The organism is Micavibrio sp. TMED2 (genome assembly GCA_002168225.1).
Lineage (GTDB): Bacteria > Pseudomonadota > Alphaproteobacteria > TMED2 > TMED2 > TMED2.
This window is the reverse complement of the sequence record NHBH01000001.1, coordinates 1,089,095-1,114,846: the sequence shown is the minus strand read 5'-3', so window position 1 is coordinate 1,114,846 and position 25,752 is coordinate 1,089,095. Positions and strand designations below refer to the sequence as shown.

The following is a 25,752-nucleotide window of genomic DNA, read 5'->3' as shown; positions in this document are numbered from 1 at the left end:
ACACATCAGGACAGGTTCTGTTGGATCAAACCACGCCCCCGGAAACAGAAATTAGAAAACCCCGACGCTGGCTCAGACGCGGCCTGATTGCCGCCACCATTCTGGTGCTGGGCTGGACTGCCTTCTGGTTCGCCTATGCCAATTTTCTCGAGCAACAGGCTGACAACTTCTTCCTTGATGCGGATCAGGAGGTCAGCCAGCAGTTGCGCGCCGGATCACGCCGGATCAGCGGCTATCCCTTCAACTGGTACCTGACGCTGGAGCAACCGGAAATTACCAACCCGGAAACCGGCGCACGGCTGTCGGCGGATGTAGGACGGGTCGGTTTTGGCCTGCCTGAATACCGGAATTTCAGATGGCAGGTTGAGGGCAATATCCGCCTGCGCTTGCCGGTTCCATCCAATAACAGCGAGTTTCCGGTCGGTTATGTGACGGTACAGGCGGCCCGCGCCGATGGTTACTTTACCCTTGCCGATACCGGCCCGCGTGACCCGCATATCAGCCTGCATGATGTGGTGGTCAGCCTCGGCGATCCGCCACGGGTGGCAGGATCGGATGGCACGGGCGATGACGGCACCATCAATCTGGATCAACAACCTGATCCTGCAGCGCCCGATTTCTCCGGTCCGGTTGGCAGCATCACCATTGATACCATCGACATGGCACTGCTCTCGCCGGTCTGGCCTGCGGTGAAAGCCGGAGATCCGGCCCTGACTATCGAGGCCAGTCTGCACAATATCGCGCCCAATTTGGCCGAAGACGATCCACGTCTGGCCGAACTCGAGCGCCGAGCCGGACAGGCGCTGGGCAACGTGATCAACCGGTTTGCCTTTACCGTCACCCTCTATGGCCCGCTGCCAATGGGTGTGCACAGTTATGCGCTCGGTCTCTGGCGTGATGGTGGTGGGGAGGCAAAACTCGACGACCTCGCCATCGAAATCGGGGATGTCAGCCTCTATGGCACCGGACAGGGTGCTCTTGATGGCGATCTGCAACCGGCCGGTTCGCTCGATCTGACCTTGCGCGGGCACAATATCCTGCTCGACCGGCTGATTGCCGAAGGCACGGTAAAGCCGCTGATGGCCGAATTCTTCCGCACCATGCTGCACCATATGATCACCACAGATGACGCAGGCAACGAGGTACTCGAAGCCAAAGTCAGCATTCAGGACCGCTGGTTCCGGTTCGGCAATATCCAACTGATACGGGTACCGCCTGTGATCTGGGCCGGCAGTTCGCGATAAGCGACCGCTTGATCAATCCGCCTGCTTGGCATCGAGGACGCCGCGACGGATCGCACGGGTCTCGGTGAAGCGCTTCTCCAGCACATCGCCCTCACCCCAGCGGATCGCCCGTTGCAGCGCTGTCAGATCCTCGGTGAAGCGCTGGAGAATCTCCAGCACCGCCTCACGGTTGTTGAGGAAGACATCGCGCCACATGACCGGATCGGAGGCCGCGATACGGGTGAAGTCCCGGAAACCGGTCGCCGAATAGCGGATCACCTCGTTCTTGGTTTCCTCGGCCAGATCAGTTGCCGTGCCGACGATGGTATAGGCAATCAAATGCGGCAGATGCGAGGTGATCGCCAGTACCCGGTCGTGATGCTCGGGCGTCATGGTCTCGACCTGTGCGCCCATGGTCACCAGAATGGTTTTCAGGCGCTCAACTGCAGCCGGATCAACATCATCCTCCGGCGTCAATATCCAGTAGCGCCCCTCAAACAGCTCGGCAAACCCGGCATCGGGGCCGGAATGCTCCGTGCCCGCAAGCGGGTGGCCCGGAATGAACTGCACACCCTTCGGCAGGTGCTGCGCCACGTCATTGAGGACGCTTTTCTTCACCGACCCGACATCGGTGACAATTGCACCGGGTGCCAATCCCGGCGCCATGCTGCTTGCGACGGCACCGCAGGCACCGACCGGCACTGCCATGACCACGAGGTCGGCCCCGGCAACTGCTGCCGCCATATCGGTTGTCATGGCCTCGGCCAGACCGATCTGCACGGCACGGTCACAAACCGCCTGATTGCCATCGCCACCGACGATGCTGCCCGCCAGCCCATGCTTCTTCAGCGCACGGGCAATGGAGGAGCCGATAAGGCCCATACCGAGGATGGCGACCTTATTGAAAACTGGAGTGTCACTCATCGGAATTATCCGCCCATTACTCTGGTATCGGCTTGCGGTATGATCACCGGCAGGTGCCGTTTGATCGCATCAACCGTCTCGCGCATATCCTCGGCGGTGCCGATGGTGATGCGCATGCAATGGGGCAGGCCATAACCGCCCACCTGACGGATCAGGATGCCCTCTTCCTTCAGCGCGAGGCGGAGCGGCTCGGGATCATGATCACCGAAATCGGCCAGCACGAAATTGCCAAAGCTGTCATCCACACGGATACCAAGTGCGCGAAGCTGGTCAGTGGTCCATTGCCGCCATTCGGTATTATGTGCGACGGACTTCGCAATGAAGTCGACATCACGGATAGCGGCAGCACCAGCCGCCTGCGCCGCCACATTCACATTGAACGGCCCGCGCACCCGGTTCAGCACATCGGCAATCGCCAGCGGCGCAAAGGCCCAGCCGAGGCGGATACCGCCAAGCCCGTGAATTTTGGAGAAGGTGCGGATCATCACGACATTCTCTGCTTCACGAACCATCGCGACACCGTCTTCGTAATCATTGGCGGTCATGTACTCGGCATAGGCCCCGTCGAGCACCAGCATCACATCGGATGGCAGTCCGGCATGCAGGCGACGCACCTCTGACGCGGGCAGATAGGTGCCGGTCGGGTTGTTCGGATTGGCGATGAAGACCATACGGGTGGCCGGTGTTACCGCCGCCAGCAGTGCATCGACATCCGCCGTGCGGTTGGTTTCCGGTACAGAAACCGGCGTCGCGCCAACCGCCTTGGCGGAAATCGCGTACATCAGGAAACCATGCTCGGTGTGCAGTATCTCATCGCCCGGCCCGGCATAGGCGAGCACCAGCAGCGCGATCAGCTCATCCGAACCGGCGCTGCAGACGATCTGTTCAATCGGCAGGTTCTGCGTCTCGGCGATTGCCTCACGCACCTGATGGGCACCGCCATCGGGATAGATATGCAGTTTGTCCGCCAGCGCGGCGAAGGCGGCGCTCGCCTTCGGGCTGGGGCCGAACGGTCCTTCATTGGAGGACAGCTTGATGACCCGGTTGGCCGATGGCGCCTTATGCTCACCACCAACATAGGCGCTGATGGTCATGATGCTGTCTTTGGGCTGCGGGCCTGAATTCTTGCCGGTCATGGATTGGCCTAACGATGATCGTACGGCCTAGCTGATGGCCGCTTCGGTTGTTGCTGCATCGGTCATAGCAACTGATACCGGGGTAGCGTAAGCCCCAATCGTATCGAGGCTCAGACAAAATTCGCCCAACTCGCGCTGGACCTTTTTCAGGGTCGGGCCGTCGGTCTCAAGGAACCCTGCCAGTTCAATCAGATGCAGGCGTTCATCATCGCTGCCCAGCCCCGGCACCTGACCGAGGAAGGCGGTTACCTCTGCCTTGGACTTGGCAAACACCTGATTGAGGCGGTCGCGGCTCATGCCCTCGGTGAGGTGGAGGGCAATCAGGGTGCGATCATCGCCGGTTGCTTCGGGCGCGAGTTTGGAGACCACCATGCCCAGACGGGTTTCACTGCGGGTATTGCCCGCATCATGGAACGGCAACATGCCAATCACCTTGATCCCCGCCGTATCGCCGCTGACGAGGTTCGGCCACCAAGGGCCTTCCTCTTCCGCTTCCGGCAGTGGCAGAACACCGACATTGGCGCTGCCCTCGGTAATCGCGCGCAGCACGCCGGTCTTGGTCGGCACGGGCAGCAGCGGCACCTGAACACCGTAATGGTCGCGCGCCACATCCCAGAGGCCGGTCTGGTTACCGGGCGCATAGACCGCAATCGACAGCGGCCCCTGCATCAGGGTCAGGGTGGAAATGATCTCGCGCCAGATACGGATCAGGGAATTGGTCGGAAACCGGCCCTTGTGCCGCGCCACCAGCCGACGCAGGATCGCCGCCTCACGCGCCGGGCGCATATAGATGTGGTCATCACCCTTGGCCGTGCGCACATGCTCGACAATGGCCGTACGCTCGATGATCAGATCCTGAATCTGGTCATCAATCTGATCAATTTTCACGCGGAGATCGGAAAGGTCGGACATCGACTTGGCTAACGGCTCGCATTCGAGAGGGTGATCAAGGCTGGCAGCTTACCCCGAACTGCGCGTTTTGGCAGCCGGATAAGTGCCGGATACATGACGCCAGACGGCAGTGCGCCCCGACGAAGGTCCGTTATCTATGGACTAAACCGCCAAAAAGCAAAGCGAAGTTGCTGTTGCAGCAATAAAATATTCGCTGACAGCAATTAAGCCATGCACATCACAATGCTGGTCTCGACATATTTGTTGTCGTATGACCATAGCTAAAGACGAAATCATGATTAACCGCAGCATAGGTACAGCCTGACTTTGGGTGCGAACAACCAACAGATGATGTCTGCCCCGACCAGCCCGGAGGCAATCGCTGCCCTGCCGGGCCATCAGGTCGAGCTGGCAACCGAAACGCCCATGCCGCTCGACAGTGGTGAGCAGTTCGGCCCGGTTCGCATTGCCTATACCACCGCCGGTGCGCTCAATCAGGACAAGACCAATGCCATCCTGATCTGTCATGCCCTGACCGGTGACCAGTATGTCGCGGAACTCCATCCGGTAACCGGCAAGCCTGGCTGGTGGGAAGCGCTGGTCGGTCCCGGCAAGCCGATCGACACCGACCGCTTTTTCATTATCTGCAGCAATGTGCTCGGCGGCTGCATGGGGTCATCGGGTCCGCTCGATATCAACCCTGCTACCGGCAAGCCATATGGCACCGAATTTCCGGTCATTACCATCGGCGACATGGTGCGTGCCCAGGCGCTACTGATGGATCACCTCGGGATCGAGACACTGTTCTCGGTCATCGGTGGCTCCATGGGCGGGATGCAGGTACTCGAATGGGCCGCGCGCTATCCCGAGCGGGTCTTCTCCGCCATCCCGATTGCCACTGCTGCTCATCACACGGCACAGAACATCGCCTTTGACGAGGTTGGGCGACAGGCGGTCATGGCCGATCCCGACTGGTGCGGCGGCAAATATCTCGAAGCGGGCAAGAAACCGCGCTCCGGTCTCGCCGTTGCCCGCATGGCGGCCCATATCACTTATCTGTCCGAGCCAGCCCTGCAGCGGAAATTCGGTCGGACTCTGCAGGACCGCGCCGATATCACCTTCGGCTTCGATGCCGATTTTCAGGTTGAAAGCTATCTGCGTTATCAAGGCTCAACCTTCGTCGAGCGGTTTGATGCCAACAGCTATCTCTACATCACCCGGGCGATGGATTATTTCGATCTTGGGACCCATCAGGAAAGCCGACTGGCCGAGCTGTTTCAGGATACGCCGGTGCGGTTCTGCGTTGCTTCCTTCACCAGCGACTGGCTGTTCCCGACCTCGGAAAGCCTGCGGCTGGTCCATGCGCTGAACGCCGCTTCCGCCGATGTCAGCTTCGTCGAGATCGAGACCGACAAGGGCCATGACGCCTTCCTGCTCGATGAGCCGCAATTCGAGGCCATGATCCGTGGCTTCCTCGACGGTGCAGCACAAGATCGGGGCCTGCTGCCGAACCTGAAGCCGAAGGCCGAAGCCACCCAGCTGGAAATGGATGTGGATCGTAGCGTCCGGGTCGACCTGAACCTGATTGCCGGGCTGGTTGCCCCGGAAAGCACGGTTCTCGACATTGGCTGTGGTGACGGTGCGCTGCTGGCGCATCTGCGCGACGGGCGCAGCGTGAAGGGGCGCGGCATCGAGATTGATCAGGGACTGGTACGCAGTGCCGTCTCACGCGGTCTGACCGCCATTCAGGGCGATGCCGAACGCGACCTCGAACACTACCCCGATGACAGCTTTGACTATGCCATTCTCGGCCAGACCCTGCAGGCCATGCACGAACCACGGCGGATGCTGGAGCAGATGCTCAGGATTGGGCGGCATGCAGTGATCTCATTCCAGAATTTCGGCCATTGGCGGGTACGGGCTTCCCTCGGCCTCAGTGGTCGGATGCCGGTGACCAGCGCCCTGCCCCATACCTGGTACAACACACCAAATATCCATTTCTTCACCATCAATGACTTCATTGATCTGGCGGATGAGATGGGGCTGGAGATTGAAGCGGCCAAGGTTGTTCTCGACACCAGTTTCGGCGGCGGTCGCGTGGTTGACTACAAGCGCCTGTCACGCTGGCACAACCTGCTCGGCGAACAGGCCGTGTTCCGGGTCAAACGCGGCTGATCAGCCCTGCTCCACAACACTGGCGCTGATACCACCCATATAGCCATGGGCAGGACGCACCTGACCGGGCACCAGCACCGGACGACCGGTCTTGCGCGCCTCGCGCTGTGGCTTGATCCCGGCAAAGACCTGTTTTGATGCCTCGATCATATTGACCCCGGCGAGTGGTTCAAACCAGCGTTCGCCGAACTCTTCCCATGCCAGAGCACCGGACAGCAGGAAACGGCGCTTCATCGGCGGAATGAACACCGCCTTTGCCGTGCGTTCCGGCACGAAATCATGGGTCCGCAACAGACTGACAAGCTGGCCGACCGAATACGGCACCCCATGGCCGAACGGCGTGTGATCGGCCCGCGCCCAGAAGCCGGTGCGATTGGGCACAATCACCATGACCCGCCCCTGCCCGCTCAGCACCCGCCAGATTTCATCCATCAGCGGTTCCGGCTGGGTCGAACATTCGATGGCGTGGCAGAGGATAATCCGGTCAATCGAGGCATCCTCGAACGGCAGAGCATGTTCATGGGCGAGTACCGCCGCATTCAAGGGACTCTGGCGCGGCCAGTGCATCACGCCCTGGGCTGCCGGCATGACCAGAAACCGTTGGGTGGTCGGCTGTTCGTCGAACGCCTGTAACAGATGCCCGGCATAGCCGAAGCCCATGACCCGCTGGCCGCTGACATCCGGCCACATCTGGCGCAGGCGGCGGCGCATCAGGCGCTGGACAACACGCCCCAGCCGGTCGCGGTAGAAATCATGCAAATCAACGACATCGCGGTACATGGCGTCAGGTTACCATCCCCATGCCGGAAGTCACAGCAGTTGATCCTGAATGGCGCTGATCAGCGGTTCATCCGCCGGTGGCATCGGATAATCGCGTAAACGTGCGGGCTTGACCCAGGCAATTTCCTGCCCTTCCTGCCCGCTCGCCGAGCCACTCCATTTGCGGCAGATATAGAGCGGCATCATCAGGTGGAAATCGGGATAGGCATGTGAGGCAAAGGTCAGTGGATGCAGGCATTTTGCCTGTGTGTGCACGTCGAGCTCTTCCTGCAGCTCGCGGATCACCGCTTCTTCCGGGGTCTCGCCCGGTTGCAGCTTGCCGCCCGGAAACTCCCACAACCCGCCAAGATGCTTGCCATGGGGACGGCGGGCGAGCAGCACGCGGTTATCGCCATCAACCAGTACAGCAGCAGATACCAGCAGGATCGGCTTGTCCCGTTCGCCGACGAGGGCAACCGTTTCTGATGTGGTCATGGCATAATCCTTCCGGGCCGGTGCTATTGGCTGTCACCGGCAAGAGATAACCGAAAATGCGGCCCCTTCAAGCGATTATCCGGTGGCGGGTGCAGATATATCTGATCGCCGATCGCCTCGAACCCCGCTTTCAGCAGCAAGCGTTCGGAGCGGGTATTGTCCGGGTGGATGCCTGCCGTCAGGGTCTGAAACCCGAGCGTTTCGGCAGAGAACGCGGCAATCGCCTCGATCAGTTCCAGCCCGTAGCCCTGTCCCCAGCAATCATGTACCAGCCAGTAGCTGAGCACCGCATCCTCATCGCTGCAGCGGGTGACGCCGACACCGCCGATCAGTCGGTCACCGAGAAACGCATTGAACGGATAGGCAACATCGCGCTGCCAGTTATCCGCGCTGATCTCAATCCATCGGATCGCATCATTATGACCGTAAGGGTGCGGCACCCGCGCCAGCCATTGGGAGACGCGCTGGTCGCCAATCGCCATGGTCAGGGCATCAACATCGCTGATTTTGGGGCACCGCAGACTTAGACGCAGCGTTTTCAGACTGGTTGGCCGCATAAATCAGCTACGATAATCCGCATTGATCTTGATGTAGTCGTAGGTCAGATCGCAGGTCCAGACCCGGCCCTTGCCGCGACCGCTGCCGAGATCGACACCGATCTCGATATTCTGACCCGCCATGTGGGCTGCGACCGGTGCCTCGTCATAATCGGGCACCCGCTGGCCATTGGCCGCGATGGTGATGCCGCCGACACTGACGGAGAGCGCCTGCTGGTCGAAAACCACGCCGGCCTTGCCAGCCGCCATAACGATCCGGCCCCAGTTGGCATCCTCACCGGCAATCGCGGTCTTCACCAGCGGTGAATTGGCGATGCTCATGGCGACTTGACGCGCTGCCTTGGTCGATCTGGCACCAGTTACGGTAACCTCAACGAATTTGCTCGCCCCCTCGCCATCGCGCACGATCTGCTGGGACAAATCCTCCATGACCCGATAGATCGCCGCACGCAGGGTGCTGACGCCACGATCACGCAGGCTGGTCAGTTTCGGATTACCGGCAGCACCGGTTGCCGCCATCAGCACCGTATCGCTGGTCGAGGTATCGCCATCAACGGTGATACAGTTGAAGCTGCGGTCATTGGCCGTACTCAGGATACGCTGCAGCACTGCCTGATCTACATCGGCATCGGTGAACAGGAAACCGAGCATGGTGGCCATGTTCGGGGCAATCATGCCCGATCCCTTGGCGATACCGCTGACCGTCACCGTCTTGCCGCCGATACGGCAGGTGGCGGTGGCTGCCTTGGGGAAGGTATCCGTGGTCATGATGGCCCTGGCCGCCGCTTCCCAGCGCCCGTCGGATGGTCCGAGCTTTGGTGCCACGTCTTCCAGTGCTGCTGCGATCATATTGGCGGGCATCGGCTCACCGATCACCCCGGTCGAGGCAACGAATACCTGTGATGGCGGTACCGGCTCCGGCTCACCCTGCTTGGTCGCCAGTTGGGCGGCGGCATAGACCGTGGCTTCCACCAGCCGTTCCCCGGCATCGCCGGTAAAGGCATTGGCGTTGCCGGCATTGACCACGAACGAGCGGGCAAGACCACCGGCCAGTGCCTTGCGGCACCAGAGCACGGGCGCTGCTGCCGTCTGTGACGTGGTGAAGACACCGGCCACCGGGCAGGAACGCTCGAGTTCGATCAGCAACACATCATCACGACCGCGATAACGACCACCGGAATTGCCGGTGGCAATACGAACACCATCAATCGGTGCCACATTGGGGAAACCGGACGGGGCAAGTGGGGAAACCGCGATAGCCATAGGAAGTATATCCCTGAAACCGGGGGTCAATAATGCTGGTCAACAACGCTTGATAGAGGCAGACGCCTTACTGGCTGGCTGCCGGCTCGCTGTCCTCTTCGGTCATCAGCTTGCCGTCGAGACCATACAGCTCGATCTCCTTGCCATCGCGCAGCGTGTCGAAATAGTCCTGAACAACGCTGGCCGCGATCTGGTTGTGGAGCTGCTCGCGCATCTCTTCCTTGGATGGCGGCTCGCTCTCACGGCGATCCTCGACGAGGATGACATGATAGCCGAACTCGGTCTGAACCGGCGCTTCGGTATAGGCACCGACCTCAAGATTGAAGGCAGCATCGGCAAACGGCTTCACCATACGGTCGCGGGTGAAGAAACCGAGGTCACCACCCTGACTGCTGCTCGGACCGGTTGAATGTTCGCTGGCAAGGGTCGCGAAATCGGCACCACCATCGAGCTCGGTGATGATGGCCTGCGCCTCTTCCTCGGTCGGCACCAGAATATGGCGCGCCTTGACCTCGGTTTCGGCAGTATTGCTCAGCAAAAACTCGTTATAGGCACTGTCGATTGCTTCATCGGTAACCGCTTCTTCAACCAGACGGTCGAGCAGTACTTCGCGCACGATACGGTCCTGCTGGAATTGCACGGCTTTCTGCACTTCCGCATCGCTGTCGAGGCCCTGACGATAGGCTTCCTCGGTCGCCAGTTGCAGATTGGCGAATTGCTTGATCAGTGATGGATAGATGAATTGCAGCGGTACCTGACGAACCTGTGGCGGCAGCGTTTCAACAAAAGCCTGCAGTTTTTCGGCGCGATATTCGGTGCCATCGATCTTGGCAACAACCGGATTTTCCTCCAGCGGCTGGGTTGCCCCGTCATCACTGGTTTCCTGTGCGTTCGGCGCATTGATCGCGACATAGCCGATGGTGGAAACCGCCATGATCACAACCGCTCCCAACAGCAGCAGCGTTGACATACGGGAAGATTTGGCCGGTGCAGCCGCTTCGGTCGCTGCTTCGGTTTCGGTGGTTTTGTTTTCTTTTGTCTGGTCGGCCATGATCTGGATCGCTGTTTAAATAAGGTCATGTCTTGGCATACGAAAACCGTACGCATAATCGGGCGCATTAAGACCACGGCCCGGGTCCGGTTGCAAGCACGGCTTGCGGGTTATCCCCCTGCCGGTTCCCGGCGGAATTGACAGGAACCCGCCAGACTCTTAAGTGAAACCCCTAGAGTATCGGCGTGTGACCACCTATATAGGGGCCACGCGTTTTCAAAAATTGAGTACGTCTCCCTTTTCACGAAATTCAGGACGATCACCATGATCGGTGCCTTGGCCCGCAAAATATTTGGCACACCCAACGATCGGGTGTTGAAATCCATGGCCTCAACGGTAGAGCAGATCAATGCGCTCGAACCGGAATTTGAAGCGCTCGACGACACCGCACTCCGGGGCAAGACGGCTGAGTTCCGCAAGCGCCATGAGGCAGGCGAAAAGCTCGACTCCATCCTGCCGGAAGCCTTCGCCGCCGTGCGCGAGGCCGCCAAACGCACTCTCGGCCTGCGGCATTTCGACGTCCAGCTCATGGGCGGTATGGTTCTGCACCGCGGCTATATCTCGGAAATGCGCACCGGTGAGGGTAAAACCCTTGTTGCCACCCTCGCCGCCTATCTGAACGCCATCCCGGCCAAGGGCGTGCATATCGTCACCGTTAACGACTACCTCGCCGCCCGTGATGCCGAGTGGATGGGTCAGGTTTACAAGGCGCTGGGCCTGACCGTCGGCTGCATCACCGAAAGCGAGTTCGGCAAGCTGGAACGACAAGCCGCCTATAACGCCGATATCACCTATGGCACCAATGCCCAGTTCGGATTCGACTATCTGCGTGACAACATGCAGTTCAGCCTCGCCGATATGGTCCAGCGCGATTTCCATTATGCGATTGTGGATGAGGTCGACTCGATCCTGATCGACGAAGCCCGCACCCCGCTGATCATCTCCGGCCCCTCGGTCGACAGTTCGGAACTGTATATGCAGTTCAATGAAGCCGTTAAAAAGCTTGAGGAAGATGATTACGAGTTGGAGATGAAGTCGAAAGCGGTCTCGCTCACCGACAAGGGTGCCGAGCGGATCGACGATATCTGCCGCGAGATGGGCCTGATGGCCTATGGCAGCATCTATGACATCGAGAATATCAACCTGCTGCACTACGTGACCCGTGCACTGCGTGCCCAGCACGCCTATCGCCGCGATGTGGAATATATCGTCAAATCGGACCGGGTGATCATCATCGACGAGCATACCGGTCGGATGATGGAAGGCCGCCGCTTCGGCGAGGGCCAGCATCAGGCAATCGAGGCCAAGGAAGGCGTGACCATCCAGCGCGAGAACCAGACCCTCGCCTCGATCACCCTGCAGAACTATTTCCGCCTCTATCCAAAGCTGGCCGGCATGACCGGTACCGCCATGACCGAGGCAGCGGAATTCGAGGAAATCTACAATCTGCCGGTTGTCGATATCCCGACCAACAAGCCGATCGCCCGGAAGGATGAGCACGACATCATCTACCGGACCGAGAAGGAGAAGATGGAATCGGTTATCGAAACCATCCTCGAGGCACGCGGCAAGGGCCAGCCGGTTCTGGTCGGCACCATCTCGATCGAGAAGTCGGAGCAGCTCTCGGCTGAACTGAACCGCCGCAAGATCGAGCACAATGTCCTGAACGCCCGCTATCACGAGCAGGAGGCGAGCATCATCGCCCAGGCCGGTCGTCCGGGCGCGGTCACCATCGCCACCAACATGGCCGGTCGCGGTACCGATATCCAGCTCGGCGGCAACATCGAGATGCGCCTGTCGGAAATTCCGGCGGAGCAACTGACCGAGGCCAAGAAACAGGAAATCGAGAGCGAAGTTCTGGCCGCCCGTGAAGCGGTCAAGGAAGCCGGTGGCCTGCTGATCGTTGGTACCGAGCGCCATGAGAGCCGCCGGATCGATAACCAGCTGCGCGGTCGTTCCGGCCGTCAGGGCGATCCGGGTGCCTCGCTGTTCTTCCTGTCACTGGAAGACCACCTGATGAAAGTATTCGGCGGCGACCGCATCGACGGCATGCTGCAGAAACTGGGCGTCAAGGAAGGTGAAGCCATCTTCCACCCCTGGATCAACAAGGCGATCGAGAAGGCCCAGAAACGGGTCGAGGGTCATTATTTCGAGGCCCGCAAGAACATTCTGAAATACGACAACGTCATGAATGACCAGCGCAAGGTCATCTATGAACAGCGTCGTGAGATTATGGCTATCGATGATCTGTCCGATACCATTCAGGACATGCGCCATGAGGTGATCGAGGATCTGGTCGCCGAATGCATGCCGCCGAACGCCTATCCCGAACAATGGAACACAACCCATCTGCAGGATGAAATCCAGCGCATCTTCGGCGTGCCGATCCCGGTTGCCGATTGGGCTAAGGAAGAGGGCATCGCCGATGTTGAGGTCAAGGAACGTCTGCTGACCATGACCGACGAGCAGATGGCCCGCAAGGCCGCCACCTATGGCGCGCCGGTCATGCGCACGGTCGAGAAGAGCATCCTGCTCCAGCACCTCGACCAGCTCTGGAAAGAGCATCTGCTGACACTTGATCACTTGCGTGAAGGCATCAGCCTGCGTGCCTATGCCCAGCGCGATCCGCTGAATGAATACAAGTCGGAAGCCTTCCAGCTGTTTGAAGCCATGCTCAACCGCCTGCGGGAACAGGTTACCAACTCACTGGCCCTGATCACCATTCAGGTCGGCCCGATCGATGAGCATGGAACGACCAAGGCCGTTGCCAGCCTCGGTGGCCAACCGGCTGCAGCAGATCTCGCACCACCACCTGCCGATGAACTGAGCTTTCAGGGACCACGCGACCCGGCGGAAGTTGCCCTTGAGGGCGGTGAGGTAGCCGAGGCCGACGCACCGGAGGTTGTCGCCACTGCGGCCATCGACCCCAATGACCCGTCCACATGGGGCAAGGTTCAGCGTAACGCCCCCTGCCCCTGTGGCTCCGGTCTGAAATACAAACAATGCCACGGGCGACTGGATTAAGGCGACTCACATAAAGACAGGAAGGCGGCTGAAAAGCCGCCTTTTTCTTTGATTGCTGCATTGCACACTCAAAAATTGCGCACAAAGTATCAACAACACCATCTTTCAAAAGAAAGAAATATTATTATAAAAATATGCCTTGCATGAGCATTAAAATATGCGCTTTCATCAATTCCAGAGATATTAATGATAGTCCGAAGCAACTGGAACAGACCGATGAAGAACTTTCCCGCAGGCGCAGCAGCCACCGAAGAAAGCACCGCAAGCATCTCCGGCCTCGCCGGTTCAATGCTGGCAAGCCGCGAGCAACTGAGCCCGGCAGAAGTGCTGCGCTCAATTGGTGAGACCGCTGGCAAGGTTCTGGGTTCCGGTCGTGATTCAGTTCACGCACTGATGAGCAGCTTGATGCCACAACCGGCACCGGCACTGGCCACCGTTCCGGCCCCTGCACAGGAACAGCGGATGAACCTGCAGCGCCGCTTCTGATAGGCCCTGCTGGCATCAGCCAGATAAACAAGTTTCGAAAAAAGCCTGACCACGTGGTCAGGCTTTTCTCATTTCAGGGATATGAGCGGGCTAAGGCTCAGGCTTCCGGGACTTCCACGCTCTCCGGCTGCAACTGCATTTCCGGTGGGCGGATACGCAGCAGCGTGATCTGATTGCGCTGACGGCGCAGTATCTCGAAGCTGAGGCCGTAGAAGGCATAGGTCTGGCCCACCTCGGGGATGCGCCGGGCCTCATGCAGCACCAGACCGGCAACCGTCGAGTAATCCTCGGTCGGCAGCTTCCATTCAAATTCCCGGTTCAGGTCACGAATGGTCACCGAACCCTGCACCAGATAGCTGCCATCGGCCTCCCGGCGCACACCCGCCACCGGGGCGTCGTGTTCGTCATCGATCTCCCCGACGATCTCTTCCAGAATGTCCTCAAGGGTCACCACACCCTGCAGTGCGCCATACTCGTCGATCACCAGAGAGAAGTGCTCACGCCGCTCCCGGAATTCATGCAGCTGGTCAAACAGTGAGGTGGTGTCAGGGATGAACCAGGGTTTGCTGGCGATCTGGCGAATGTCGAGACTGGCAATATCGCTATTGCTGGCCTGCACCGCGCGAAGCAGATCCTTGGAATGCAGCACGCCGATAATGTTGTCGGCCTCGCCCTCATAAATCGGCAGGCGGGTATGGCTCGATGCCAGCATCTCATCGACAATGGTCGCATTGTCTTCCTCGATATTGATCATCGCCACATGGCGGCGGTGGGTCATGATCTCGCCGACCTCGATATCCTGCAGTTCCAGAACCGAGCGCAGCATGGCGCGTTCGTGGCGGATTTCCTCTTTTTCCACCTCATCCTCGGCCCGGTGCAACTCAATGGCACCGCGCAGCTCGTCGAGATTGCCGGCAAAACTGACCTGATCCCCGGCATCGCCAAACAGCTTCAGGATAAAGCGCACAATACCGGTAATCGCGCCGGTAATCGGGGCAAGCAGGAAAACCACCAGTCGGATCACCGGCGAGACCAGCAGCGCCGCCTTGTCCGCATGACGGATGGCATAGGTCTTTGGCAGTACCTCAGCAAAGATCAGCACCAGAATGGTCATGCCGATGGTGGCATAGACAACGCCAGCCTCACCGAACAGCTGGATCATCAGGCTGGAAGTCAGCGCGGTGGCCAGAATATTGACCAGGTTGTTGCCGAGCAGGATCGCACCGATCAGCCGCTCCTTGCTCTCACGCAGGTAATTGACCAGACCGGCACGCTTGTCGCCGGACTCGGCGAGCTGGTGCATCTTGGCCCGGGAGGCAGCGGTCAGGGCAGTTTCGGAACCGGAAAAGAAAGCCGACAGGATCATAAGCAGGGTTACGGCACCTGCTGTTATCCAGATATCCATTGGTTTATCACGCTCGATTGCTGATGAAGTGGACTAGATTTCGATCATCCGTGCCGAATAGGCAAGCAGAAGACGAAAATTCGGGATCAGGCATTCGCAGTTGCCAGCCGGATCAGGAAATCGTCGAGGACGCCGCGCACGGCATCGGTCGGAACGTCACGGGTGATGAAGGCATCACCGATGCCGCGGGCCAGAATGAAGGTCAGCTGACCATCCACGGTCTTCTTGTCATGGGCCATATGGCCGAGCAGCCGGTCGGTGGACAGCCGTTGGCGCCATGCACCCTCACGCGGCAGGAGCGGCATGTCGTGGTCATAGAGATGCTGTTCGACAGAGATCACGTCATCATCGGAACAATAGCCGAGCGCGGCTGACAGCCGGAACGCCAGCGCCATGCCGATCGACACCGCCTCACCATGCAAGAGCGTGCCGTTATAGCCGCCCTCTGCCTCGAAGGCATGGGCAAAGGTATGGCCGAGGTTCAGCAATGCGCGCTGTCCCGCCTCACGCTCATCGGCGGCAACAATGGCAGCCTTGGCGGCACAGCTCCGACGAATAGCCTCAACCAGCGCTGCCGGGTCGCGGTCCAGCACCTTGCGGCCATTGTCCTGCAACCACTGAAAGAAACCGGCATCGCCGAGCAGACCGTATTTGACCACCTCGGCATAACCGGCGCACATCTCACGCGCTGGCAGGGTCGCCAGCGTATCAATATCGATGACCACCCGGCGGGGCTGGTGGAAGGCACCGACGAGGTTCTTGCCGTGACGGGTATTGATGCCGGTCTTGCCACCGACCGAGCTGTCCACCTGTGCCAGCAGGGTTGTCGGCACCTGCACGAAATCGACGCCACGCATGACGCTGGCTGCCGCAAATCCGGCGAGATCACCGACCACACCGCCACCGATGGCAATCACCACGGCACGGCGATCAACACCACGGTCGAGCAGACCTTCGACAACCGTCTGCAGGCCATCCCAGCTTTTGCTGCCCTCACCCGAGGCGACAATAATCGGCTCGGCAAGGCTGGCATCGGTATGGGAGAAGCTGTTGACCACGGTCATCAGGTGATGCTCGGCGACCACCGCATCGACCACCGGCACAAACAGGCGATTGCCGAATTGCGCTGTCAGCGTGGTACCGAGCGTGGACAGCAGACCCGCACCGATGTCGATATCATAGGCACGACCGGCAAGGTCCACTGACAGGCTCGTCGTGGTTGCAGGGTCAGGCACCGTATCGGGGATTTTGTTAACCGTGGGCACCGGCGGTTTCCGGCTGACGGGCATCAGCGTCATCAATATATTCGCCGAGCTGGCGGATCACCTGATCGACCGTATCCTCATGATCGCGGTCACCGGCATCAACGGTGATATCGGCCTGACCGTAAACCGGGTAGCGCTCATCGATCAGCTTTTGCAGGATTTCCTTCGGGTCGCCCTTTTGCAGCAGCGGCCGGGTATTGCGGCGTGAGCAGCGCTGGACCAGCAGGTCGAGATCGGCACGGAGCCAGACTGACACGCCTTCCTGGGAGATCAGCTCACGGGTTTCCGGGTCCATGAAGGCACCGCCACCGGTGGACAGGACCTGTACCTTGCCGTCCATCAGGCGCTTGATGACCTTGCGCTCACCATCGCGGAACGCGGCTTCACCGAACCGGTCGAAAATTTCGGAGATACTGCACCCGGCAGCTTTCTCGATCTCGTTATCGGCATCAACGAAAGGCAGCCCGAGACGGTTGGCCAACCGACGGCCAATGCTGCTTTTGCCAGCACCCATCAGGCCAACCATAACAATAGAGCGATCCAATTTACCAACCGACATCCGTGAAACTCGCCTCAGTGGTTATATTCAGTATGCACGATATGACAGGATAACACCTTATCCCCTCACAGATATGACCGTTCTCACCAATAACAACGGTTGCGCGCGGCACCTTCTAAGGCCTTAAAACCACAAGAGCAAGGGAGCAAACACCCTGATTTGCCGGTTTTTCGGCCAAATCACGTTAAAAATGCCTCGTCACACGCCCTGTCGCCGCTGGTGGTGCGCCTGTCACATTTTGAAAAAGCGCACAGGCCATACCGCTTTCGGTCTTTAAAAAGCCGCAAAATTCAGGCACTCCAGTCATGACTGGTCAAATTCCTTATGAACCATATCTAGTTACCCAAACAACCTATTCCTTGTCGACGTATGACTGAAAATCTGCCCCCCCGCGCCAAAAATCACGAATCAACAGCCATCCTGTCCGGCAAGCAATCCGGCGGTATTCTGATGAAATTCATCGGCTTTCTGCTGCTGATGACCCTGTTGCTGATTGTCGGCGGGGTGATTTATCTCGGCAGCGCCGAATTGCCCGCACCGACCGCCACGGTACAGATCCCGGTTCCCGACAATGCCATCCAGCGCCAATAAATTCGGCTTTCTGCTCGTCAGCAGTGCCATCGGTCTGTTTGCGGCCCTTAGCGCCGGACAGGGCCATGCACAGGGTATTACCGCCACCGAACTGCGCCCCGTGCCCCTCAGCGGTGATAGCGCCGGACGGGCGACGGGCATCGGTATTCTCGATCCCGGTCGCAATGGCGGCATGGATATCAGCCTCTGGCAAGGGGCCGATGCCGGGCTGATCACCACCATGATCGGCGGTATCTCCGCCAACACCCAAATCCCGGCGATCCGTGACCTCGCCCGACGTGTGCTGTCGAGCACCGCCCGCCCGCCGGAAGGGGCGGGCAGCGATTTTGACATCGCCCGGGTCGAGGGGCTGTTGCGCCTCGGCTATTTCCGACAAGCCCAGCAACTGGCCCATTCTATTGCCCCGCGTCAGCCTGCTGCCGGTGATCGGTTGCGCGCGACCGCTGCCCTGCTCGACGGCAATGCCAGCATCGCCTGTGATACGCTGCGGGAAACCGACCGCGATAATGATACTGCCAACGGGTTCTGGGATCGTGTCGATCTGTTCTGCCAGATCGAGGAAGGCAACAGCGGTGCCGTCAACTTCCTGAGCAACATCCTGCGCGAGGCGGGCATCGCCTCCGAGGACACGCTTGCCGCCGCTGCCGCCCTCGCCGCGGGCACCAAACTCGAAGCCGGTTTTGTTGAAACAGAATTGGGCGCTGTTGATCCCATTGATGCGCCGGTTGCGTTCGTTCTGCTGGCGAAAGCCGGCCTTACCCTCGGCCCGGATGCCTCGCTGCTGCAGCGTGCCGTCTGGCTCAACCAGCAGCTAAGCGATCTGAAATCTGTCGACGGTGCACTCACAGCCCTGATCGATCTCGCCCGCGCCGGATGGCTGAGCGACAGCGAATTGCGTGATGGCTTCAAGGCCGCGGGATTTGTCTCTGCCGACCTCGCCGATCCACTGGCTGATCCGACAACACCGGTGGCCGTCCTGCTCGCCGCTGCCGATGCTGAATCCCTCGAGGCGATCAAGACACAGCTGATTGCGCGGGCATGGGAACAGTCACGCCCGATCGAAGGCGCGCTCCTGCCCTATTTCGCCGGCATCATCCGCTCGCTCCAGCCAGCGCCCGGCACCGAGGCCATCGCCCCGACAGCCTTCATGCTGCTGCATGGCACCGGGTCGGTGGATGAGGCATCGCTCTGGTTGCGACAGGCAGGCACCCACCCGGCAACACAGGTCGGCAACTTCGCCCGCCAGTTGGCCATGCACCGGACCAGCACACCGGTACTGGCCAACCAGCCGGAACTGCAAGCCCTGCAACCGGTCGCACAAGCCATAACCGCCGGTCTCGGCCTGACATCACGCGCAAATATTCTCGCCAGCCAGTTCGGCGGCAATGATGTTTCGGCAGCGGCCCTCGCGGTTCTGCACAGCAGCGGCAACGGCACACAGGGCACCGGCCAGGCCTTGCTCGCGACCCTGCTGCTGACCGGCGACAAGCCGCTGGCGTCGCTGTCGCCATTTCTGCTGATGGAAACGATCAATACGCTGGTCCGCCTCGGACTGGTGGAAGAGGCCCAGACACTGGCGCAGCATGCCATTCTGGCCACGGCAACCGATCAGGGCATCGATGGCATCGACACCAGCGAATAAGCCCGCCAGCAACAAACCCGCACAGCCTGCCCTGCCCGGACAGGTCGATGCCTTTCTCGACATGCTGACCGCCGAACGCGGGGCGAGCGAGAATACCAAGGCTGCCTATCGCCGCGACCTGCAGGACCTCGTGCTGTATCTGACGCCGCGCAAGATCGGCATCAGCGATGCCAGCAGCGATGATCTGCACGGCTATTTCAGTGACCTCGCCGGACGGCAGGGGCAGCAGAACCCGCGTACCGCCGCACGGCGGTTGTCCGCGTTCCGCCAGTTCTACAAGTTTCTGGTTTCGGAAAAGCTGCGGGTCGATGACCCGAGCCGCCATATCTCGCCACCCAAACCCGGCAGACCACTGCCGAAAACCCTGAGCGAGGAAGAGGTAACCGCACTGATCGACGCGACCGGCAAATGGTCGGATGAAGACCAGATGCGGCTGATCTGCCTGCTGGAACTGCTCTATGCCACCGGCCTCAGGGTTTCGGAACTGGTCGGCATGAAGCTGACATCCTTCGACCGTGAACTGCAGATGATCACGGTACGCGGCAAAGGTGGCCGTGAGCGCATCGTCCCCCTCGGCGATGGTGCCCGCTCAGCGCTCGCCCGGTATCTGCCCGTGCGCGGTGCCTATCTGCCCGCAGGACAGAAGCCCGAGGATAATCCGTGGCTGTTTCCATCAACCCGCGCCAGTGCCGGGCATCTGACCCGCCAGCGCTTCGGCCAACTGGTCAAGGAACTGGCGCTGGAAGCCGGGATCAATCCGGGCAAGATCAGTCCGCATGTGCTGCGCCATGCCTTTGCTACCCATCTGCTCGATCACGGTGCCGACCTGCGCGTGGTGCAGCAACTGCTCGGCCATGCCGATATCGCGACGACCCAGATCTATACCCATGTCTCGGGCGATCGGCTGCGCAAGGCCGTGGTGGAGAACCATCCGCTCGCCCAAACCGGCGATAAAACCTGACGGCAACCGGGCAACACCCGCAATATACCGGCTTCACAGGCGCTGTTGCCGATAGCCCGCTCCCCGATCCGTGTTATGATAACGGGTCTTATAAACTCTCTCCGTGGCGGGTCTGAAACCCATGATTTTGACAACACTTGAATATGTACCGGGCGCCCGTGTCGCCAAGCATCTGGGCGTGGTACAGGGCAGCACCGTGCGCGCCAAACACATCGGTCGTGACTTGATGGCCGGACTAAAGAACCTCGTTGGTGGCGAGTTGAAGGGCTATACCGAACTGCTCCGTGACAGCCGGGAAGAAGCAGTGAAGCGCATGGAAGCCCAGGCCGAGGCCATTGGCGCCAACGCCGTGCTGAATATCCGTTTCGCCACATCATCGGTTACCCAGGGCGCATCAGAGCTCATGGCTTATGGTACAGCGGTCGTGCTGAAAAAGGCGGAACCGCAGATCAATGAGTGAGCTGATACTGGTTGCCGTCATGGCTGTCGTGGCATTGATCACCGGCACATTTCTGGAAAAACGGCACTACAAGAGCATTTACGAGCGTGAGGAAAAGCTGCGCAAAATTGTGACGGTGTCCTCGAAACATGTTCCCGACCTGCCCTATACGCCGCAAATTGCACTGGTCCGTGGCTCAGCCGTCATTTCCATCGATTATTTCAAGCGCCTGCTGGCCGGTCTGCGCATGATCGTTGGCGGTCGCCTGAGTGCCTATGAGAGCCTGATCGACCGCAGCCGCCGCGAGGCAATCCTGCGCATGAAGGAAGAGGCAGAAGCTCTCGGTGCCGATATGATCTTTAATGTCAGGATGGAAACATCATCTGTATTCAAGGGCGGGAAGAAGAGCACAGGCTCCATCGAGGTGCTGGCCTATGGTACGGCACTGATCCCGAACAGGAAAAAACGACGCCCTGCCGTTACCGGCAGTTGAGCAAGGCATCAAAACCAATCGCTTGAGAAGGGCAGTTCCGAGCAGTGGTAAAATATGAAAACCCGCATATCCCGGATCATATGAACCGGAGCCAGACCAACCCCCTATGGGATTTCACCCTGCTGGGCCTGCTGGTAATAGGCACTATTGCGGCTCTGGTGTTCCTCGCCTTTGTGATCGGCGGATTTCTGGGACGGCTGATACCGTTCAGCGGCGAGCAATGGATTGTACGCCAGATCAACCCTGACTGGCTGGAACGTCCCACCACCGGCAAGGCGGCAGAATTGCAGGAACTGGCCGACCGCCTGACCGCCCATATGAACCTGCCGGACGGTATGGAGATCGTGGTTCATTATGTGGACGACCCGACGGTAAACGCCTTTGCCACGGTGGGCGGTCAGGTTGTCATGTTCCGCGGGCTGGTCTCACGGGTCAAAAGCGAGAATGAACTGGCCATGGTGATGGCCCATGAAATTGCCCATATCAAACATCGCGATGTCGCCTCGAGCATGGGCGGCGCGTTTCTGGCAAGTGCGTTGTACAGCATGCTGTTCGGCAATGAAGGTTTTGATGGCAGTCTGGTGAACAGCGCCGGTGGATTGCTGCAACTGAGTTTCAGCCGCTCGGCAGAGAGTGCTGCCGATGCCGAGGGATTGCTGGCAATCTCAAAGGAATATGGCCATGCCAATGGCGCAACCGACCTGTTCCGCACTCTTGAATCGGCACAGGAAGAACTGCCCAAGGGCGCGCTGGATGATTTTGAGTTCCTGCAAACCCACCCGAACGTCGAAAGCCGGATCAACAGTGTCGAGCAGCAGGCAAAGGGCCTCGAAATAGCGCTCACCGGACCGCTGACGCCCATGTCGGAAAGCCTGCAGGCACCCCCAGCACCGGCAAAGGTGAAGAACAAGGGCGGGGACAAATAGGCGGGTATCGGGTGCGGCCAACGCATTTAATGCTTTCCACGCCTGTTCAAATTCCTATGATGCCCGGCGGTCATGCCTCGGGGCTGACCCGCAGACTGTATAAAGACAACTGATAAACTGAATTCGGTCAGGATCATGAGCTTCCTTGAGTTTGAAAAACCAATCGCAGAGCTGGAAAGCAAGATCGCGGAACTGCGCTCGCTGGGCACCGATGACGAGATCGTCAATATCGACGAGGAAGTCGAGCGCCTGCAGGGCAAGATCGAGCGGATGCTGACCCAGACTTATGCCAAGCTGACCCCGGCCCAGAAGGTTCAGGTCGCCCGCCATCCCGGTCGCCCGCACTGCAAGGATTACGTTGCCGGGCTGTTTACCGAGTTTACACCGCTAGCCGGTGACCGGTTGTTCGCCGAGGATCAGGCCATCATCGGCGGCCTTGCCCGGTTCAAGGGCCGCAGTTGTGTCGTGATCGGTCAGGAGAAGGGTTCCGACACCGAAACCCGCGTCCGGCACAATTTTGGCATGCCCAAGCCTGAAGGCTATCGTAAGGCCCAGCGCCTGATGAATATGGCCGAACAGTTCAATCTGCCGATCATCACCTTTATCGATACCTCCGGTGCCTATCCGGGGATCGAGGCCGAGGAACGCGGTCAGGCGGAAGCCATCGCCAAATCCATTGATGTCGGCCTTAATGTCAAAGTGCCGATTATTTCCGTGGTAATCGGTGAAGGCGGCTCCGGTGGCGCCATTGCCATCGGTACCGGCGACAGCGTCATGATGCTCGAACACGCCATCTATTCAGTGATTTCACCCGAGGGTTGCGCCTCGATTCTGTGGCGCAGCGCCACGGCTGCCGCTGAAGCCGCCGCCGCCCTGCAACTAACCGCACAGGATTTGCTGCAGCTGAAAGTCATTGACCGGATTATCGAAGAGCCGCTCGGTGGTGCCCATCGCAACCATGCGGAGATGATCAAACGGGTCGGCAACCAGATTTCACAGGCCCTGAAGCCGCTGGAAGCGGTTGAGCGCGACCTGCTGAAAATCCGCCGCCGCGAACGCTTCCTTGCCATGGGCCAGGACCTCGCAAGCTGACCTGTGCTGTCTCGTAATCAGGAGTAGCCCATTGCCGCTGCCACCACCGGATCAGGAACGGGAACCGATCCATACCCGTGAGATAAGCTGCAAGGGCTATCTGCGTCAGGATGGCCTCTGGGATATTGAAGGCCATCTGCGCGACACCAAGAGTTACACCTTCAACAATCAGGACCGGGGCGATATCGAGCCCGGCTCACCGATCCATGACATGTGGTTGCGGATCACGGTGAATGATGATCTGGAAGTGGTGGATGCCCTCGCCCGCACCGATCACGGACCGTTTGGCATCTGCGGCAACATCGCGCCGCGCTATGATGCGCTGATCGGGCTGAAAATCGGCCCCGGCTGGACCAAAAAGACCAAGCAACTCTTCGGCGGCATCAATGGCTGCACCCATCTGACCGAGTTGCTCGGCCCGGTTGCAACCACAGCGTTTCAGACAGTGTTTCCCTATCTGTCACGGAAAAACAAACAGCCCGTCGAAGGCTCGACCACCGGCACGGGCAAGCCGCCGCTCTTGCTCAACAGCTGCCATGCCTTTGCTAGCAACAGTACGGTGGTGAAAAAGCGCTGGCCGGATTTCTATACCGACACGCATGAGGACACTGAGAACGAGGCGAGCGCCTAGACCGGCTCGCCTGCCTCCACATCAACCGGCACACCCGGCTCATTCTTGGATTCCCGGATCGCCAGTGATGACTTCACATGGCTGACATTGGGTGCGGCGGTCAGTTCGGTGGTCAGGAAGCGTTGATAATCTTCCCAGTCATGGGCCACAACCTTGAGCAGGAAGTCGGTCTCCCCGGCCAGCATGAAGCACTCACGCACCATCGGCCAGCTTGCGACCTTCGCCTCGAATTTGTTGAGATCGGCTTCGGCCTGACTGGACAAGCCGACCTGAGCAAAAATGGTGACGCCAAAGCCCATACCCTCGGGTGACAGATGGGCATGGTATCCCCGGATGAGGCCGCTGTCCTCCAGCGCCCGGACACGGCGCAGACAAGGTGGCGCGGAAATACCGGCCCGTTTGGCCAGTTCCACATTGGTCATGCGACCGTCAGCTTGAAGATCCTGAAGAATACGGCGATCGATACGATCGAGCTTGACCCTTTTCATGTAACTTTTGCTCTTTTTTTGCTCTGTGATTGTAGCTTTGTTACGCAATACGGGTATAGCCCAGCTTGTTACGGCAACGCCACTGCTGTTTTCGCTTTGCGGTAATAAAATTTCGTGAGCAGCCGGTGAATAGCCATTGCCTTTACCCCCGATGCCGTGGCACCAGCATTCTGTCCACAACCGAACCGCCCGATCCGCCCCGTGTCAGACAATCAAGCGACAGGCATTTCCCCGAAACTCTGCTGGGTCATTTCCAGCGGTGCTGCCGGTATGGAAAATCAGGGGCTGGGGCTGGCCGAGGCACTGCAGCGCCGGATAGCCGGGCTGGAGATCGTCACGAAACACGTCACCCTGACCCAGCCCTGGCAAACCATTAACCCCTATCTGCGCAGCCACCGCCTCGATAATCTCACCAGTGACAGTGATCCGCTGACCCCGCCATGGCCGGATATTGCCATCGGCATCGGGCGCCAGAGCATCGGCCCGATGCAGGCCTTGCGCAAACAGTCACCCGCCACCCGGCTGGTACAGCTCCAGCGACCAACCGGCTGGCTGCGCACCCTGCAGGGGCTGCAATTCGACCTCGTGGTACCACCGGCCCATGACCGGGTAGCCCCGCATCCGGTGGTGGTTGAGAGCCTCGGCGCGCTGCACCGGGTCACACTGGAGAAGCTGGCACAGGCAACCGAGCCCTTTGCCAAACGGATCGGTACGCTCCGGCAACCACGCTATGCGGTGCTGATCGGCGGCAAGAGCAAGACCCATGACCTCACCGAGGCGGCGCTGGACCGGCTGATCAACGACCTCAAGGATCTCACAGGGGTTTGTGACTGCTCGCTGATGATCACCACATCCCGGCGCACCGGCGAGGATGCCACTGCCCGGCTGCGCGAGGCCTTTGACCGCAAGCCGCACTGGTTCTGGGATGGCGAGGCACCCAACCCGTATTTCGCGTTTCTGGCCGCTGCGGATGCCATCATCATGACCAATGACAGCGTCTCCATGGCCTCGGAAGCGGCAGCCACCGGCAAGCCGATCTATCAGTTCGACCTGCCGGGCGGATCGGAGAAATTCACCCGCTTCCATACAGCACTTGAGAGCCGGGGCATCACCATGCCGCTGCCGAAAAAGCCCCGCACACCGCTCGGGATTTACCATTATGACCCCTTGCTGGAAGCGGACAGAATTGCCACTATTGCCATCGAGCGGTTCGGCTGGGGATAGTTTGCCGGCAATCCGCGCATGGCAGCGTCAAGTGGCTGGCACTCCGCCCGAA

At 59.7% G+C, this 25,752-nt stretch carries 25 protein-coding genes; 13 read left to right on the top strand and 12 right to left on the bottom strand.

What is annotated here, in order from left to right; genetic code table 11:
- The first annotated feature begins 17 nt into the window (after positions 1–17).
- On the top strand, positions 18–1,244 hold the full coding sequence (locus tag CBB62_05330) for a hypothetical protein (protein ID OUT41741.1): 1,227 nt from the start codon (positions 18–20) through the stop codon (positions 1,242–1,244).
- A gap of 12 nt (positions 1,245–1,256) precedes the next feature.
- On the opposite strand, the gene CBB62_05325 is transcribed toward CBB62_05330, so the two are convergent.
- From CBB62_05325 to CBB62_05315, 3 genes are read right to left on the bottom strand one after another with little or no spacing between them, the layout of a single operon-like run.
- Positions 1,257–2,147, bottom strand: coding sequence for a cyclohexadienyl dehydrogenase (locus CBB62_05325; GenBank protein OUT41740.1), 891 nt, complete (start codon positions 2,145–2,147; stop codon positions 1,257–1,259).
- A 5-nt stretch (positions 2,148–2,152) separates the two neighbouring features.
- Positions 2,153–3,283 (bottom strand): histidinol-phosphate transaminase, encoded by a 1,131-nt coding sequence (locus CBB62_05320; protein OUT41739.1) that lies wholly within the window; start codon positions 3,281–3,283, stop codon positions 2,153–2,155.
- A gap of 27 nt (positions 3,284–3,310) precedes the next feature.
- Positions 3,311–4,195 (bottom strand): hypothetical protein, encoded by an 885-nt coding sequence (locus CBB62_05315; GenBank protein ID OUT41738.1) that lies wholly within the window; start codon positions 4,193–4,195, stop codon positions 3,311–3,313.
- A 306-nt stretch (positions 4,196–4,501) separates the two neighbouring features.
- On the opposite strand from CBB62_05315, the gene CBB62_05310 reads away from it, so the two are divergent.
- Entirely contained in the window at positions 4,502–6,349 is a 1,848-nt protein-coding gene (locus tag CBB62_05310) for a hypothetical protein (protein OUT41737.1), read from the top strand.
- On the opposite strand, the gene CBB62_05305 is transcribed toward CBB62_05310, so the two are convergent.
- The 5 genes from CBB62_05305 to CBB62_05285 form a co-directional block, all read right to left on the bottom strand.
- Entirely contained in the window at positions 6,350–7,129 is a 780-nt protein-coding gene (locus tag CBB62_05305; GenBank protein ID OUT41736.1) for a hypothetical protein, read from the bottom strand.
- A gap of 30 nt (positions 7,130–7,159) precedes the next feature.
- Positions 7,160–7,603 carry an NTP pyrophosphohydrolase gene (locus tag CBB62_05300; protein ID OUT41735.1) on the bottom strand — a complete coding sequence of 148 codons (444 nt, stop codon included), beginning with the start codon at positions 7,601–7,603 and terminating at the stop codon, positions 7,160–7,162.
- Between the two features lie 23 nt (positions 7,604–7,626).
- On the bottom strand, positions 7,627–8,160 hold the full coding sequence (locus tag CBB62_05295) for a hypothetical protein (protein ID OUT41734.1): 534 nt from the start codon (positions 8,158–8,160) through the stop codon (positions 7,627–7,629).
- Between the two features lie 3 nt (positions 8,161–8,163).
- A complete protein-coding gene (locus CBB62_05290; protein ID OUT41733.1) occupies positions 8,164–9,423 on the bottom strand; it encodes a bifunctional ornithine acetyltransferase/N-acetylglutamate synthase in 1,260 nt (419 codons plus the stop codon).
- Positions 9,424–9,490: 67 nt separating this feature from the next.
- Entirely contained in the window at positions 9,491–10,474 is a 984-nt protein-coding gene (locus CBB62_05285; GenBank protein ID OUT41732.1) for a hypothetical protein, read from the bottom strand.
- A 264-nt stretch (positions 10,475–10,738) separates the two neighbouring features.
- Between CBB62_05285 and CBB62_05280 the strand changes: the two genes are divergently transcribed.
- Positions 10,739–13,498, top strand: a complete 2,760-nt coding sequence (locus CBB62_05280) for a preprotein translocase subunit SecA (protein ID OUT41731.1) — start codon at positions 10,739–10,741, stop codon at positions 13,496–13,498.
- A gap of 216 nt (positions 13,499–13,714) precedes the next feature.
- A complete protein-coding gene (locus CBB62_05275; GenBank protein ID OUT41730.1) occupies positions 13,715–13,984 on the top strand; it encodes a hypothetical protein in 270 nt (89 codons plus the stop codon).
- Positions 13,985–14,081: 97 nt separating this feature from the next.
- On the opposite strand, the gene CBB62_05270 is transcribed toward CBB62_05275, so the two are convergent.
- The 3 genes from CBB62_05270 to CBB62_05260 form a co-directional block, all read right to left on the bottom strand.
- Positions 14,082–15,389 carry a hypothetical protein gene (locus CBB62_05270; GenBank protein OUT41729.1) on the bottom strand — a complete coding sequence of 436 codons (1,308 nt, stop codon included), beginning with the start codon at positions 15,387–15,389 and terminating at the stop codon, positions 14,082–14,084.
- 86 nt (positions 15,390–15,475) lie between these two features.
- Positions 15,476–16,678, bottom strand: coding sequence for a 3-dehydroquinate synthase (locus CBB62_05265; GenBank protein OUT42659.1), 1,203 nt, complete (start codon positions 16,676–16,678; stop codon positions 15,476–15,478).
- Positions 16,641–17,213: a shikimate kinase gene (locus tag CBB62_05260; GenBank protein ID OUT41728.1), complete on the bottom strand. Its 573-nt coding sequence runs from the start codon at positions 17,211–17,213 to the stop codon at positions 16,641–16,643. The genes CBB62_05265 and CBB62_05260 overlap by 38 nt, the downstream gene beginning before the upstream one ends.
- Before the next feature lie 369 nt (positions 17,214–17,582).
- On the opposite strand from CBB62_05260, the gene CBB62_05255 reads away from it, so the two are divergent.
- From CBB62_05255 to CBB62_05220, 8 genes are all read left to right on the top strand, one after another.
- The gene (locus CBB62_05255) at positions 17,583–17,804 is read left to right on the top strand and encodes a hypothetical protein (protein ID OUT41727.1); all 222 of its coding nucleotides are present in this window, start codon (positions 17,583–17,585) and stop codon (positions 17,802–17,804) included.
- Positions 17,785–19,446, top strand: coding sequence for a hypothetical protein (locus tag CBB62_05250; protein ID OUT41726.1), 1,662 nt, complete (start codon positions 17,785–17,787; stop codon positions 19,444–19,446). Before CBB62_05255 ends, CBB62_05250 begins: the two co-directional genes overlap by 20 nt.
- A complete protein-coding gene (locus CBB62_05245; protein OUT41725.1) occupies positions 19,388–20,407 on the top strand; it encodes a site-specific tyrosine recombinase XerD in 1,020 nt (339 codons plus the stop codon). The genes CBB62_05250 and CBB62_05245 overlap by 59 nt, the downstream gene beginning before the upstream one ends.
- A 121-nt stretch (positions 20,408–20,528) precedes the next feature.
- Positions 20,529–20,867, top strand: coding sequence for a hypothetical protein (locus CBB62_05240; GenBank protein OUT42658.1), 339 nt, complete (start codon positions 20,529–20,531; stop codon positions 20,865–20,867).
- A complete protein-coding gene (locus CBB62_05235) occupies positions 20,860–21,339 on the top strand; it encodes a hypothetical protein (protein ID OUT41724.1) in 480 nt (159 codons plus the stop codon). The genes CBB62_05240 and CBB62_05235 overlap by 8 nt, the downstream gene beginning before the upstream one ends.
- 44 nt (positions 21,340–21,383) lie before the next feature.
- The gene (locus CBB62_05230) at positions 21,384–22,265 is read left to right on the top strand and encodes a hypothetical protein (GenBank protein OUT41723.1); all 882 of its coding nucleotides are present in this window, start codon (positions 21,384–21,386) and stop codon (positions 22,263–22,265) included.
- Between the two features lie 135 nt (positions 22,266–22,400).
- Complete coding sequence (locus tag CBB62_05225; GenBank protein ID OUT41722.1) at positions 22,401–23,357, top strand: acetyl-CoA carboxylase carboxyl transferase subunit alpha; 957 nt, start codon at positions 22,401–22,403, stop codon at positions 23,355–23,357.
- Between the two features lie 31 nt (positions 23,358–23,388).
- Positions 23,389–23,988 carry a hypothetical protein gene (locus CBB62_05220; GenBank protein OUT41721.1) on the top strand — a complete coding sequence of 200 codons (600 nt, stop codon included), beginning with the start codon at positions 23,389–23,391 and terminating at the stop codon, positions 23,986–23,988.
- Here CBB62_05220 and CBB62_05215 read toward each other — a convergent pair.
- On the bottom strand, positions 23,985–24,476 hold the full coding sequence (locus tag CBB62_05215) for an ArsR family transcriptional regulator (protein OUT41720.1): 492 nt from the start codon (positions 24,474–24,476) through the stop codon (positions 23,985–23,987). The genes CBB62_05220 and CBB62_05215 overlap by 4 nt on opposite strands.
- Positions 24,477–24,677: 201 nt before the next feature.
- On the opposite strand from CBB62_05215, the gene CBB62_05210 reads away from it, so the two are divergent.
- On the top strand, positions 24,678–25,700 hold the full coding sequence (locus CBB62_05210; protein ID OUT41719.1) for a hypothetical protein: 1,023 nt from the start codon (positions 24,678–24,680) through the stop codon (positions 25,698–25,700).
- Positions 25,701–25,752 lie beyond the last annotated feature (52 nt).